Origin of the sequence: Curtobacterium sp. MCLR17_034, assembly GCF_003234485.1 — a bacterium.
GTDB lineage: Bacteria > Actinomycetota > Actinomycetes > Actinomycetales > Microbacteriaceae > Curtobacterium > Curtobacterium flaccumfaciens.
On the sequence record NZ_QKTH01000007.1, the window covers coordinates 88,442 to 101,494 of the forward strand.

Consider the following 13,053-nt stretch of genomic DNA (forward strand, 5'->3'; position numbering starts at 1 on the left):
TGGACGTCCCCGATGCTGGGCGGGCGCCACTGAACGCCTGTCCAGGGTCACGGCGTACCCCGTTCGGTGCTCGAAGATGTGTACCCGGCACGTCGGCCGCCTACCGTGGCACCGGATCAGGGAACCGTCACCGCGACGGAAGCTCCTCTTCACCAGGGAGCAACGTTGAAGTACGTGAACTACGCGGGCACCGTCCGTGTCCTGACGAGCGACTCGATCGCCGACGCGGTGATCCGGTACGCCGCCGCTCTGCACCAGAGTCGGCTGAGCGACGTCGTGTCGATCCCGACGGCCGACGACTTCGGGGTGGCGAGCACGATCGAGGTGCTCCTGGCCCCGGCGATCCCGGTCGCCCTCGAGCCCGCTCCGGACGACGACCTCGAACCCGAGGGCGAGGCGTTCCTGCTCGAACTCGGTCGGCGCACCGAGGCCGTGCTCGCCGTCGACACCAACGCGTCGCCGCCGGACTTCGGGCGCTGAGCCGGCGCCCCTACGCCACCGGCCCCTCGGTCAGGTCCGACCGGGTGTCCGCGTGGATCACCTCGTCGTGGTCGAACGTCAGCGCGGCGGCGCGCAGGCGAGCCACGAACACGGTGTCCTCAGCCTCGAGTTCGTCCTCCTCGGCGTCCTCGACGACGAGTTGGCTCGACGGACCGATGAGCACCTTGGTGGTCGTCATGGTGCCGTCGGCGGCCACGGCGGGGATCGCCACGGTGTCCGCACGGCTGCCCCCGGCCAGTGCGGCGGCGTACTCGATCACGGCATCGGCCACGTCGTCGCTCGTCAGGATCGTCGAGCGGTCGTACTGGATGTACTTCATGTTCGACCTCCTGGAGCACAGCCAACAGCGCGTTGGCTGGCCGCCGTACAGGAACGCGGCGCGTCGCTCGTTGCGCGGACGCCGACTTGTCGTCAGGATCATCACGTGCCCGAGACGATGCACCGCTTGCTGCGGGAGACCCAGACCGCCGAGCCGTCGGTCGCGGCCGAGGCGATGGCTCGGACGCACATCACCCACGGACTGTCGGTCGAACCCACGGACGCCGAGTTCGTGTTCGAGGAACGCGTGCGCGGGACGGCACTGCTGTCGCTCGAGTCGACCCGCTGCACCGGGGTCCTGAGCGGCACGATCGAGCCGGGCGACGCGATGATGATCTTCTGGATGAAGTCCGGGGTCGCCCAGGTCGACGAGAACACCGTGAAGATCGGCCGCCCGACGCTCTTCCGGCAGGGGCCCCAGCGCTTCCGCTGGATCGCGTGCAACAAGGACGTCCTGCGCATCGACCGCTCGATCGTCGAACAGGTCGCGGCCGAGCGCGGCGACTGGGCCCCCGGTCCCATCGAGTTCCGTCCGCGGCACGTCCCCGAGGGCGCGCCGCTCGCTGCCTGGTGGCTCATGGTGCGGTCCGTCGCACAAGAGGTGCTGGCCGGACCGGACGCCGTCCCGGTCGAACGCGAGCGGGAGCTCGCGCGCTTCGCCGCCGGTGGGCTGCTCACCGCGATCCCGCACTGGCCCGTCGGGCAGCACGAGCCGGCGATGGCCGCCACCGCCCGCTTCGCCCGTGCCGAGACCTTCCTGCTCGAGCACGCCACCGAGCAGATCACCGTCGACGACGTCGCCGAGGCCGCCGGCCTGAGCGTGCGTGGCGTGCAGGCGGCGTTCCAGCGGCACCACGGCATCACCCCGACCATGTACCTGCGTCGCATCCGGCTGCTGCTCGCCCGCGAACAGCTCGAGTCGGGCGACGGTCGGAGCATCGCCGAGATCGCCCGGGCCACCGGGTTCGCCCACCTCGGCCGGTTCGCGGGGAGCTACCGCGAGGAGTTCGGCGAGCTGCCCCGGCAGACCGCGTCCACCGCGCGGGACGGCGCCCGCGCCTAGCGAGCAGCCGCGCGGGCCCGCAAGAATCCCGCAACCGCCCGCCGTCCGGCCGATCGCCGACGATCGTCGCCCTACGTTTGCGCTGCACGGACACGCAGCCACGACGACTGGAGACCCCATGGCCGGCTCAGCAGCACCACCCGTCCCGACCACGGCCGTCCCGCCGACGACCGATCCGTCGACGTTCGGCCGCCGGCTCGTCGAGGACGCCTCCTACGCCCGTGAGCACTTCGTCTTCACGGCACTGCTCGGATCCCCGCTGCTGCCCCGGATCGTCCGGCGGCTGCTGCTCCGTGCCGCCGGGGCACGCGCCGAGTCCGGAGTGGGCACCGGGTTCTCGCTGACGGGGGACCCGAAGCACCTCACCATCGGCCGGGGCGTCTTCTGCAACCGCAACGTGACCGTCGAGGCCGTGGCTCCCGTGACGATCGGTGCGAACACCGCGATCGGGATGCAGGTGCTCATCATGACGAGCCACCACGAGATCGACGCCGAGGGCCGGTGGAGCGACGTCGCGACCGGCCGCCCGGTGGTCGTCGAGGAGCACGTCTGGATCGGCGGCCGCGCCACGATCTTGCCGGGCGCCCACATCGAGCACGACGTCGTGGTCGCCGCCGGCGCCGTGGTCGTCGGCCGCCTGGCGGCGCACGGCGTCTACGCCGGCGTCCCCGCGAAGCGCATCCGTGAGCTCGCCCCGTCCGCGCGACCGCCGGTGGTGGACCCCGCCGGGTGACGGCCTGGAGGCCCGTGGCGGCGCCGCCACGCGCCTCCCGTCCGGCGTTGGTGCTGCTTCGAACACGCCGGTGTGTTGCTGCGACGCCGTGCCGTCGTCGAGACGCCGCCGAATGTGGAGGCGTCTCGACGACCTGGCGGCGCCGAACGAAGACGACGGCGTCTCCTTCCGCGGGGACGCGGGACCTGCCACGATGATCACGACGCGGACGACGACGCCCGCGCAGGACGAGGGAGACCGTCATGACCGTTCGCCTCAACCCCTACCTCGGGTTCCGGAGCGGCGCCCGCGAAGCGCTCGAGTTCTACCACTCGGTCTTCGGCGGGACGCTCACCATCGGCACGTTCGGTGAAGCCGGCATGAGCCAGGACCCCGCCGACGCCGACAAGGTGATGCACGGCCAGCTCGACGGCGACCAGAGCCTGCTCCTGATGGCCTCGGACGCGCCGTCCGGCATGCCGACACCCGCGGAGAGCAGCATCTCGCTCTCGCTCAGCGGCGACGACCACGAACTGCTGACACGGTGGTGGAACGGCCTCGCCCAGGGCGCGACGATCATCGAACCACTCACCACAGCGCCGTGGGGCGACACCTTCGGCATGCTGACCGACCGCCACGGGGTGTCGTGGCTCGTCAACATCAGCGGCGCGACGAGCTGAGCGGCACCGAACCCACGCGTGCCGGCACCGGCCACCGCGGCACCCAGCACCGCACCTGCTCGGCGTAGCGGCGGAAGTCGTCGCCGAACCGTTCCTCCAGGTCGGATTCCTCGAGCGGGCGGACGATGCAGTTCCAGACCACGGAACCAGCGATCGCGTAGACGACGACCAGCCACGACGACAGCAGCAGACCGACGGCGACGCCCTGCGTGATGCCGGCCAGTGCCATCGGGTTCCGCACCGATCGGTACGGCCCGGCGACCACCAGGCGGTTCGCGGTGGCCGAGGGCAGCGGCGTGCCCTCGCCCTTCATCGACATCGCCGCTGCCGACGCCATGCCGAGCGCGCTGGCCAGCAGGAGCACGACCACACCGACGACGGTGAGGGTGGTGACGAAGGGTGCCGGCAGCTGCGGGTGGAGGCCCCAGCGGTGCTCGGCGAACGCGATGAGCAGGGGGAACACCCCGAGGAACAGGCCCCAGAAGACGACGATCTGCAGCACGGTCGCGGTGACGTGCCGGGAGCGCGGGGCGCTGGCGTCGGCGGTCCGGATCCGCAGCGGACCACTCGTCACCCACTCCGTCGGGACCCGTCCGAGCAGCACCAGGGCGAGGGCGAGGGCCGAGCCGATCGTGGCGGCCAGCATGACGAGCACCCCCCAGCCGGCCTCGCCGGTGACGGTGGCCCAGACGCTCAGGGCGACGAGCACCAGGGCGGTCCACACTGTCGTGACCACCGCGGCGGCCCGGACACCGGCGGCGGCGAGCGCCGAGGCGACGACGAACAGCGGGACGTCGAACACGGCGACGAGCACCGGGTCGAGCGAGCCGAGCGTGGCCGTGCGGATCCAGGGCAGCGTCGCGACGGCGATCCACCAGGCCGCTCCACCGACGGCTTGCAGCGCGTAGTACCGCCGGCCCCAGGACATGGGTGCACGGTAGCAGTGCGCGGCGAGGGGCCGGGGAGTCGGCGGGCCGTGCGTGCCCTCGCTCCCGACGGTCGGTCAGTCGGTGTGGTTGATCTGGCCGAGCCAGCGACCGAAGGACGGGGTGCGCTCGTCGTGCAGGGTGGGCAGGACGGGCTTCGGCAGGCAGGCGCGCTCGTCGGTGACGGTTCCGGCGCCGGTGCTCTTGTGGAGGTCGAGGCTCATGGTGGGCTCCTTCGTGGTCGGTGGAGTGTTCGACACCGGGCGGGGCCGTTCCATTCCCACCCGGTGTCGTCCTGGTCCGGTGCAGCGCGTTCCGGTGCGTCGCGTTCCGGCGCGTCGCGTTCGGTTCAAGAGGTGCCGAGCTCGACCTTGATCCAGCCGGGTTCGCGTCGGTCGAACGCCTGGTAGGCAGCGATCGCGTCGGTGATCGGCTCGTGCTCGGTGATCAGGGCCGTCGGGTCGAACTGTCCGGCGGCCACCATGTCGATCAGCGGCGGGGTGACGGAGTGGTGGTCGCAGTTCCCCATCCGCACGGTGAGGTTCTTGAGCATCGCCTCGCCGATCGGGTAGTGCTCGGCCGTCGGTCCGTACACGCCGATAATCCCGATGCGGCCGTACTTCGCCACGCTCGCCACCGCCCAGCGAGCCACCTGCGAGGGGCCGTCCCCGGGCTTCCACTGCTGCTGCGCACCGAAGCCGTCGGGCGCGGCATCGGGTGCGACCGCCGCGACCTCGGCGTCGAACGCCGCCGCCTGGTCCTGGTCGACCGCCGCCGGGCCGCGCTTCGGGCGTTCGGCGTCCACGCCGACCGCGTCGATCACGCAGTCCGCGCCGATGCCGTCGGTCAGCGACATGATCGTCTCGACGGGGTCCTCGGCGTTGTAGTCGACGACCTCGCAGTGCTGGGCGAGCGCGGCGGCGAGCCGGGTCTCCTCGCCGTCGACGACGATGACGCGGGCCGCGCCCTGCTTGTACGCCGAGGCCGCCGCGAACTGTCCGACGATCCCGGCGCCGAACACCACCACGACGTCACCGCGCGTGACGCCCGCGAGCTCCGCGCCGAACCACCCCGTGGGGAAGATGTCGGACAGCAGGATCGCCTGCTCGTCGGAGACGGTGTCCGGGAGCGGGTGCATGGTGTTGCGGGCCCACGGGACGCGGACGTACTCGGCCTGCATGCCGTCGACCGGTCCGGTCGAGGCGGGGCCGCCGAAGAACGCGGTGCCCGCCTGCGGTCCGTTGCTGTTCGAGCGGTCGCACTGGGCGGTCTTGCCCATCCGGCAGTACCGGCAGGCACCGCAGGACACGGTGGAGTTGATGACGACGCGGTCGCCGGGGCTGAAGCCGCGCACCGCGTCCCCGACCTCGGTGACGACGCCGACGGCCTCGTGACCGAGGATCGTGCCCTCGACCATCGGTGCCATCGTGCCGCGGACGAAGTGCAGGTCGGTGCCGCAGATCGCACTGCGGGTGATCCGGACGATCGCGTCCTCCGGGTCCTGGATCGTCGGCTGCGGGACCTCGTCGAGCCGGATGTCGCCGATGCCGTGCCACACGACTGCGCGCATGTGATGCCTCTTTCTGTTCGGGTGCGGGGTTCGCTCGGTCAGGAAACGCGCGAGGGGCTGGGCGCGGTCGGAGGCGCATCCGCCCTGCGCAGTCGTCCAGCACCGCCGGGTTTGCTCGACGGCATGAGCGAGCACGACGACGAGCAGACCCGAGCCGACTTCGACGACGCGGTAAACATGACCGCCACCGAGTTGCGGAAGTGGCTCGACACCGACGAGTCGAAGTCCGTCGGGCAGAAGCCCTCGGGTGGCGGCGAGTCGACCGGGCACGAGAGCGGCCGACACATCATCCGCATCCTCGAGAAGCACAAGGCCGACCGCACCGACGACGACCTGGCGCACATGCGGAAGGTCGTCGGCTACGTCGCCCGGCACTCGGAGCAGCGTCCCGACGGCGACGTGCACGACACCCCCTGGCGGTACTCGCTCATGAACTGGGGCCACGACCCGGAGAAGCACTGACGGCATCGGGCAGAATGGGTGGTGTGAACGAGACGGGCATGCCGCGCTTCCGACGGATCTGGTCGACCGTGCAGGTCGGTGTCCTCGCGATCGCCGTCGCGTTCTGCGTCGTGATGCTCGTGATCGGGCAGGGCAAGCTCGACCGGGTCTACGCGGTCGCCGCGGTGTTCTTCGGACTCGCCCTGGTCGGGCACAGCACGTACCTGTGGCTCGTCGCCCGGGCGAACCGCCGTCCCTGACGCTCGTCCGCTTCGGCGATCCCCGGCTAGGCGTTCTGGTGGACCCGCAGCCAGTCGATGGTCATCTGCTGCGGGAACCGTGTCGAGGCGTCGGGCGAACCCGGCCAGTTCCCGCCGACCGCGACGTTGAGGATCACGAAGAACGGCTTGTCGAACACCCACGGGGCCGAGCCGACGTCGGCCCGGGTGACCGTCCGGTACGCGACGCCGTCGACCGTCCAGGTGATCGAGCCGGGGCGCCAGTCGACCCCGTACACGTGGAAGTCGTCGGCGAACGCTGCTCCGGACGGGTTCGTGTACGCCGCCGAGATGCCCTGCGCGCCGGAGTACCCGGGCCCGTGCACCGTGCCGTGCACGATCCCCGGCTCGTACCCGACGTTCTCCATGACGTCGATCTCCCCGCACGCCGGCCAGCCGACCTGCCCGATGTCCGCGCCGAGCATCCAGAACGCCGGCCAGATGCCCTGGCCGCGGGGGATGCGGATCCGCGCCTCGATGCGGCCGTACTGCGCGGTGTAGGTGCTCTCGGACTTCAGCCGAGCCGACGAGTACGAGCCGTCGGCCTCGCGGTGTGCGGTGATCACGAGGTTGCCGGCACCGTCGAGCGCCGCGTTCCGCCGCGAGTCCGTGTAGGTCTGCAGCTCCGCGTTGCCCCAGCCGCCGGGGCCCAGGTCGTACCGCCAGATCCCCGGGTTCGGCGCGCTGCCGGCCGGGCCGTCGAACTCGTCGGCGGCGAGCAGCACGGGCGCAGCGGTCGGCGCCGCAGCTCCGGTCACGGCCTGTGCCGAGCCGTCCGGGATCGCCGTCGCGCCGAGGGCGGTCGTCGCGGCTCCGGCGAGTCCGAGCGTCATGAAGCGCCGTCGATCGATGTGCTGGTCCATGTCGTGCTCCCTGCAGCGCGATGGTGGTGTGGTCGTCGGATCATGCACCATCCGGCCGCACCTGAACAGGCCCACATCCCGCTTCGTCCGCGGGACGCACCCGTCAGCCGAACCGCATCGCCAGCGGCACGAGCAACCCCGCGACCCAGACGAGCACCATCACGAGGGCGCCGACCGCGATGAGCCGTCGGCGACGCCGCAGCTTCGGGCTCCGCTCCTCGCCCCACATCTGTGCACGGACCAGCACCCGGTTCGCCTGCTCGACGACCTTCCGCACCTCGGGGTCGTCGACGTCGAGGACACCGGCGCGGGCGTGCTCGGCGATGACCGCGGCTTCGTCGACGGTCAGGTCGTCCTTGCGCATGCTCCATCTTCGCACCGCGTGCAGGGGTACGACCCGGCTGTGCGGGAACGGACCACGGCCGGGTACCAAGGACACATGGGACATCGGTACCGCGGGAAGATCGTCGTCATCACCGGAGCATCGAGCGGCATCGGGAGGGCCGCCGCACACGAGTTCGCCCGGCAGGGCGCCACACTCGCGCTCGCCGCACGCGGGCACGACTCGCTCGAGGCCGCAGCAGCCGAGTGCCGGAAGCTCGGCGCCGAGGCGATCGCGATCCCGACCGACGTCGCCGACGAGCACCAGGTCAAGGACCTCATCGGCACGGTGACGACCCGCTTCGGTCGCATCGACGTCTTCGTCGGCAACGCGGCCCTGTTCGTCTACGGCCTGTTCGAGCAGACGCCCACCGAGGCGTTCAAGCGCGTCGTCGACACGAACCTGTACGGGCACCTCAACGCCATCACGCACCTGCTGCCGCACTGGAAGCAGCGCGGGAAGGGCACCTACGTGCTCGTCGGCTCGATCCAGTCGCTGCTCTCGGCGCCGTACCAGTCGGCGTACGTGACGAGCAAGCACGCTGCGCTCGGCCTGGTCGACGTGCTCGGTGACGAGTTCGCGGGCACCGGCATCAAGTTCACCGCGCTGCTGCCGTCCACGATCGACACCCCGATCTACCAGAACGGTGCCAACTACACCGGCAAGACCTCGCACCCGCTGCCGCCCACCGTCTCGGTCGAGCGAGCCGGCCGTGCCGTCGTGCAGGCCGCCACGCACCCCAAGCGCTACCGCTTCGTCGGACGGATCCAGGCATCGCTCGTCCCGTTGCAGTACGTGTTCCCGGGCCTGTTCCACAAGATCACGAAGCCGATGGTGGAGACGTTCGCGCTCCGTGGCGAGGGCGCGCCGACCGACGGCAACCTCTACGCCCCCGCCGACGCCGCGAACGCGACGAACGGCGGCTGGGTCGCGAAGCGACGGCGCGTCACGCGCCCCCTCGTCTGGCTCGGCGTCGCGGCTGCGGGCGCGGCGGTCGTGCTCGGCCGCTCGCGTCGGTAGACGCATCCGCTGACGGCCTGGAGGCCCGGTGCCAGCTGGCACCGGGCCTCCCGTCCGTCCGTGCGCGCGTCCGAATCCGGGCGTACCTGCCCGAACCGGGCGTACCTGCCCGAACCGGGCGTACCTGGCGGAAACGGGCGTACCTGCCCGATCCGGGCGTGCCTGGCGGAAACGGGCGTACCTGCCCGAACCGGGCGTACCTAGCGGAACCGGGCGTACCTGCCGTGTTCTTCTTGGCAGGTACGCCCGATCTCGCCCGGTATCGCAGCTGTTCTGGGAAGGAACGGGCGGCTAGAAGAGCTTCGCGCTCGCGCGCCGGGCACCCTCGCCGAGGGACTCGAGCTTCGCCGCGGCGATCTGCGGGTGCACGCGGCCGCCGAGGCCGCAGTCGGTGCCGGCGATGACGCACTCACGCCCGACCACCGAGGCGAACCGCTCGATGCGCTGCGCGACGAGATCGGGGTGCTCGACGACGTTCGTGGCGTGGCCGACGACGCCCGGGACGATGACCTTGCCCTCGGGCAGGGCGACGTCCTGCCAGACGGTCCACTCGTGCTCGTGACGGGCGTTCGCAGCCTCGAACGAGTACGCGCCGGCGTCGATGTCGAGCATCAGGTCGACGATGTGGCGGAGCTCGATGTCGGTGGTGTGCGGGCCGTGCCAGGAACCCCAGCACAGGTGGAAGCGCACGCGGCTGGTGTCGAGGCCCCGCAGCGCATGGTTGAGCGCCTCGACACGGATGCGGGTGAAGGCGCGGTAGTCCTCGATGCTCGGCTCGGGGTTGATCTGGTCCCAGTTCTCGGCGATCGAGGGGTCGTCGATCTGCAGCACGAGGCCGGCGTCGAGGATCGTCGTGTACTCCTCGCGCAGGGCGTCGGCCCACGCCCAGATGTGTTCTTCCTCCGTCGCGTAGTACTCGTTCGCGATGCGGGCGGCGGAGCCGGGGGAGAGCGCCGTGATGAAGCCGTTGTCCGCGCCGGCGGCCTCGACCGCGTGCTTGAGGTTCGCGGCGTCGGTGGCCGCGGCCTCGTGGCCGGTGTACGTGATCGGGCCGGTGGTCGTCGGGAACGCGGTGGCGTTCTTGCCCGTGCCGATGCCCGACTCGGGGTCGGTGTAGGCGTCGTGGAAGATCGTCCAGTCGCGGCGGTCCGGGAAGCTCGTGAGCCGGATGTTCCCCGGGCTCGAGCGGACCGGCTGCTGCGAGAAGATGTTCTCGTCGGTCAGGCTCAGGCCGCTGACGCGCTGGAACGAGTAGCCCCACCAGGCGCCGTAGTCGACGCTGTTCGACATCGCCTTGCCGAACTCGCCGTCACCGGGCTGCGTGATGCCGAGCGCGCTCTGCCGTGCGACGACGTCGTCGACGGCCGCGCTCGTCAGGGCTCGGACCTCGTCGGTGGTCTCGAGCGTGAAACCGTCGGCCGCCACGGGCCGTGCGGCGTTCGCGGCGATGAGCTCGGGGGTGCGGGGGAGCGATCCGGCCGTGGTGGCCTGGATACGGTCGGTGTTCTCGAAGGGCATGCGCTGCCTTCCTCTCGATGGGTGCGGACTGTCGGGAGTCGGGGGCCGCGCGCGAGGCTTCGCGGTGCGCTGCAGTGCCACTCTGCCACGAGGGTTCCGGCCCGTTACGTTCCGCGTCGCGCCACCGGGCCACGCGTCGTACGGTCGACCCATGAGCACGACGACCCCGACGAGCGACACCACCACGACGAACCCGACGCCCCCGGCCGCACCGACCTTCGCCGAAGCGTGGACCGCTTGGCAAGACGACCACGAGCAGGCCCGGGCGAGCGAACACGGCTTCCTCGCGATCACGAGCATCCGTTGGCTCACCGCGACGCCGGAACGGTTCGAGGACGCCCCGGGCAGCTGGTCGACGGACGAGGACGGCCCGGTGGTCGCACTGGCCGACGACGAGACGATCGAGGTCGACGGACAGCCGGTCACCGGGACGCACCGGTTCGGCCCGCTGCCGGAGCGCTCGAGCACGAACGTGGTGTGGCGCGACGGCGACGAGACCGTGGTGATCGAGGTCGCCCGGCGCGGCGGCAGTGACCTGCTGCGCCCGCGGCACCCATCGAACCCGACCCGCGTCGAGTACCGCGGCACCCCGGCGTACGCCCCCGCTGAGCGCTTCGTCGTGGACGCGCACTTCGAGCCGTTCGACACCCCGCGTGAGGTCACCGTCGGCAGCGTCGTCGACGGCCTGCTGCACGTGTACGAGGCCCCCGGCGTCCTGGCGTTCGACCTCGACGGGCCGCGGTCGCTCCTGGCGTTCAACGGGCACGCCGGCGGCCTGCACGTGCTGTTCACCGACCGCACGAGCGGGGTCACGACGTACGCGGCGAACCGGAGTCTCGACATCGCCGCACCGGATGCAGACGGTGCCACCCGCATCGACTTCAACCGGGCGACGAACCTGCCGTGCGCGTACACCCCGCACGCGACCTGCCCGCTGCCGCCCGCCGAGAACCGGCTCGACGTGGCGATCGAGGCGGGCGAGCAGCTGCCCGCAGCCTGACCGCGGAGCACGCACGCCCCGCCGAGCACGCACGGCCCGCGGGCGCGCACGGCCCCAGCCGCGCACCGGCGCAGCCGACCCGTCCACGAGAATGGGGGAGCCATGCCACGACCCACCTCCCGCGTCCCGCTCAACACCCTCGCCGTCCCGTTCGGCCTCGCCGGCTTCGCCGAGACGTGGTCGTACGCCGCCCCCGTGCTGCACCTGCCCACCGTGGTGCCGCAGGTGTTCTGGGCGATCGCCGCCGTAGCGTGGGTGTGGCTGCTCGGTGCGCACGCCGTCCGGGGCGCACGCGTCAGCGAACGGCTGATCGACCAGCTCCGCCACCCGGCGCAGGGGCCGATCGCCGCGCTCGTGCCCGCGACCGCGATGCTGCTCGGCGTCGACCTGGCGCGGTTCGCCCCCGTCGCCGGGCAGGTCGTCGTACTCGCCGCCGTGGCCACCGCGGCCGGGTTCGCCGCCTGGCTGCTGAGCACCTGGTTCGAGGGTCGACTCGCCCTGGAGTCCGTGCACGGCGGCTACCTGCTGCCGACCGTCGCCGCGGCCCTGGTCGCCTCGGTCGCCACGCACGAGGTCGGCGTCGGCTGGCTGTCCTGGCCGGCCCTCGGCGTCGGCGTGTTCTTCTGGGGCGTCATGACCGGCCTGCTGCTCATCCGGCTGGCGTTCCGACCGGCGCTGCCGGGGCCGCTCGTGCCGACGATGGCGATCCTGGTCGCGCCGCCGGCGGTCGCCACCCTGTCGGTGTTCGCCCTCACCGACGGTGCTGTGACCCTGCCCGTGCAGGCCATCGCGGGCCTCGGCGTCCTGATGGTCCTCGTGCAGCTGGCCCTGCTGCCGCGGTACGTCCGCCTGGCGTTCTCGCTCGGGTTCTGGTCGTTCGTGTTCCCGGCCGCCGCGGTCGCCACCGCCGCGGTGGAGTGGTTCCGGGCACTCGCGCTGCCGTCCGCCTGGATCCCCACCACCGCGTTGCTGGCGCTGCTGAGCGTGCTCGTCGCGGTCGTCGGTGCGCGCTCGATCGGCCTCGCCGTGCACCACCTGCTCGGGCAGGCCGAGCGCACCCTGCACGACGCCGACGACGAGGACGCCGCCCCCGGCCCCGTGACGGGCGCGACGCGCGTGGTCTGACGGGCGGGGCGGTCGGGTCGCGCAGGCGGCGGACGGGAGGCCCGTGGCGGCCCCGCCCCGCGCCTCCCGTCAGGTCGCGGGGACGCGTCGCCAGCCGCTGGTCGCCCGCCAGGCGGGCGCGTCGAGGCGGAAGACGCTGCCCATGCCGGGCTGGTCGAGCGCGCGCGTGATCGGGACGCCGCGCAGGTGGGCCAGGAGCAGTGCGCCGACCGCGCCGTGCGACACGATCGTGACGTCGCCGGTGGCGCAGTGCCGGCGGACGGCCGCGACGATTCGCTCCTGGGCGTCGATCGCCCGCTCCCAGCCGCGGACCGACTGCTCGGGTGCAGCGAAGAACGCGTCGACGACGGCCTCGAACTCGGACGGCGGCAGGTAGCCGGTCGCGCTCCGGTCGATCTCGCCCAGCAGCGGGTCGTGCTCGACCGGCAGTCCGACGGCGCTGGCGAGCAGGTCGGCGGTCTCGACGGCCTTGCGCTCGGTGCTCGAGACGATCCGCCGGGAGCCCGGTGTCCATGAGAGCCGGTGTGCGGCGGCGGCCCGGACGCGACCTTCGGGCGACAGCCCCCACGACTCGATCGGGACCGCGGGGTCGACCACCACTTCCGCGTGGGTCAGGAACGACGAGGCCATCCGGCGATCCTCGCACGGTGCGAGGC

17 protein-coding genes are annotated in these 13,053 nt (G+C 72.0%); 9 read left to right on the forward strand and 8 right to left on the reverse strand.

The window, feature by feature from the left end; all coding sequences use genetic code 11:
• The first annotated feature begins 165 nt into the window (after positions 1-165).
• A complete protein-coding gene (locus DEI98_RS09445) occupies positions 166-480 on the forward strand; it encodes a hypothetical protein (RefSeq protein WP_146243484.1) in 315 nt (104 codons plus the stop codon).
• A gap of 10 nt (positions 481-490) precedes the next feature.
• Here the strand turns inward: DEI98_RS09445 and DEI98_RS09450 are convergent, their stop codons facing one another.
• Positions 491-820 (reverse strand): hypothetical protein, encoded by a 330-nt coding sequence (locus DEI98_RS09450; protein ID WP_110863895.1) that lies wholly within the window; start codon positions 818-820, stop codon positions 491-493.
• Between the two features lie 105 nt (positions 821-925).
• Between DEI98_RS09450 and DEI98_RS09455 the strand changes: the two genes are divergently transcribed.
• From DEI98_RS09455 to DEI98_RS09465, 3 genes are all read left to right on the forward strand, one after another.
• Entirely contained in the window at positions 926-1,882 is a 957-nt protein-coding gene (locus DEI98_RS09455; RefSeq protein WP_111054624.1) for an AraC family transcriptional regulator, read from the forward strand.
• A 118-nt stretch (positions 1,883-2,000) separates the two neighbouring features.
• Entirely contained in the window at positions 2,001-2,615 is a 615-nt protein-coding gene (locus tag DEI98_RS09460) for a DapH/DapD/GlmU-related protein (protein WP_111054623.1), read from the forward strand.
• Positions 2,616-2,857: 242 nt separating this feature from the next.
• A complete protein-coding gene (locus DEI98_RS09465) occupies positions 2,858-3,274 on the forward strand; it encodes a VOC family protein (protein ID WP_111100598.1) in 417 nt (138 codons plus the stop codon).
• Here DEI98_RS09465 and DEI98_RS09470 read toward each other — a convergent pair.
• From DEI98_RS09470 to DEI98_RS09475, 3 genes are all read right to left on the reverse strand, one after another.
• Complete coding sequence (locus DEI98_RS09470) at positions 3,255-4,202, reverse strand: isoprenylcysteine carboxylmethyltransferase family protein (protein WP_111100599.1); 948 nt, start codon at positions 4,200-4,202, stop codon at positions 3,255-3,257. The two genes, DEI98_RS09465 and DEI98_RS09470, sit on opposite strands and share 20 nt — an antisense overlap.
• A gap of 75 nt (positions 4,203-4,277) precedes the next feature.
• A complete protein-coding gene (locus tag DEI98_RS18650; RefSeq protein WP_164941096.1) occupies positions 4,278-4,424 on the reverse strand; it encodes a hypothetical protein in 147 nt (48 codons plus the stop codon).
• Between the two features lie 125 nt (positions 4,425-4,549).
• The gene (locus DEI98_RS09475; RefSeq protein ID WP_071405280.1) at positions 4,550-5,770 is read right to left on the reverse strand and encodes an alcohol dehydrogenase catalytic domain-containing protein; all 1,221 of its coding nucleotides are present in this window, start codon (positions 5,768-5,770) and stop codon (positions 4,550-4,552) included.
• Between the two features lie 123 nt (positions 5,771-5,893).
• Here DEI98_RS09475 and DEI98_RS09480 point away from each other — a divergent pair, with 123 nt between their 5' ends.
• Positions 5,894-6,232 (forward strand): DUF3140 domain-containing protein, encoded by a 339-nt coding sequence (locus DEI98_RS09480; protein WP_071244508.1) that lies wholly within the window; start codon positions 5,894-5,896, stop codon positions 6,230-6,232.
• A 38-nt stretch (positions 6,233-6,270) separates the two neighbouring features.
• A complete protein-coding gene (locus tag DEI98_RS09485; protein WP_111110269.1) occupies positions 6,271-6,471 on the forward strand; it encodes a hypothetical protein in 201 nt (66 codons plus the stop codon).
• 26 nt (positions 6,472-6,497) lie between these two features.
• Here DEI98_RS09485 and DEI98_RS09490 read toward each other — a convergent pair whose 3' ends face one another.
• Entirely contained in the window at positions 6,498-7,352 is an 855-nt protein-coding gene (locus DEI98_RS09490) for a family 16 glycosylhydrolase (protein ID WP_111100600.1), read from the reverse strand.
• A 103-nt stretch (positions 7,353-7,455) separates the two neighbouring features.
• Complete coding sequence (locus DEI98_RS18655) at positions 7,456-7,716, reverse strand: hypothetical protein (RefSeq protein ID WP_071405277.1); 261 nt, start codon at positions 7,714-7,716, stop codon at positions 7,456-7,458.
• A gap of 75 nt (positions 7,717-7,791) precedes the next feature.
• Between DEI98_RS18655 and DEI98_RS09495 the strand changes: the two genes are divergently transcribed.
• Complete coding sequence (locus DEI98_RS09495) at positions 7,792-8,754, forward strand: SDR family oxidoreductase (protein WP_146243485.1); 963 nt, start codon at positions 7,792-7,794, stop codon at positions 8,752-8,754.
• A gap of 291 nt (positions 8,755-9,045) precedes the next feature.
• Here DEI98_RS09495 and DEI98_RS09500 read toward each other — a convergent pair whose 3' ends face one another.
• A complete protein-coding gene (locus DEI98_RS09500; protein WP_111100602.1) occupies positions 9,046-10,272 on the reverse strand; it encodes a cobalamin-independent methionine synthase II family protein in 1,227 nt (408 codons plus the stop codon).
• A gap of 151 nt (positions 10,273-10,423) precedes the next feature.
• Here DEI98_RS09500 and DEI98_RS09505 point away from each other — a divergent pair, with 151 nt between their 5' ends.
• Positions 10,424-11,272 carry a DUF1684 domain-containing protein gene (locus tag DEI98_RS09505; RefSeq protein WP_111100603.1) on the forward strand — a complete coding sequence of 283 codons (849 nt, stop codon included), beginning with the start codon at positions 10,424-10,426 and terminating at the stop codon, positions 11,270-11,272.
• A gap of 102 nt (positions 11,273-11,374) precedes the next feature.
• A complete protein-coding gene (locus DEI98_RS09510; RefSeq protein ID WP_111100604.1) occupies positions 11,375-12,397 on the forward strand; it encodes a transporter in 1,023 nt (340 codons plus the stop codon).
• A 69-nt stretch (positions 12,398-12,466) separates the two neighbouring features.
• Here the strand turns inward: DEI98_RS09510 and DEI98_RS09515 are convergent, their stop codons facing one another.
• The gene (locus tag DEI98_RS09515) at positions 12,467-13,027 is read right to left on the reverse strand and encodes a histidine phosphatase family protein (protein WP_111100605.1); all 561 of its coding nucleotides are present in this window, start codon (positions 13,025-13,027) and stop codon (positions 12,467-12,469) included.
• Between the last annotated feature and the right edge of the window lie 26 nt (positions 13,028-13,053).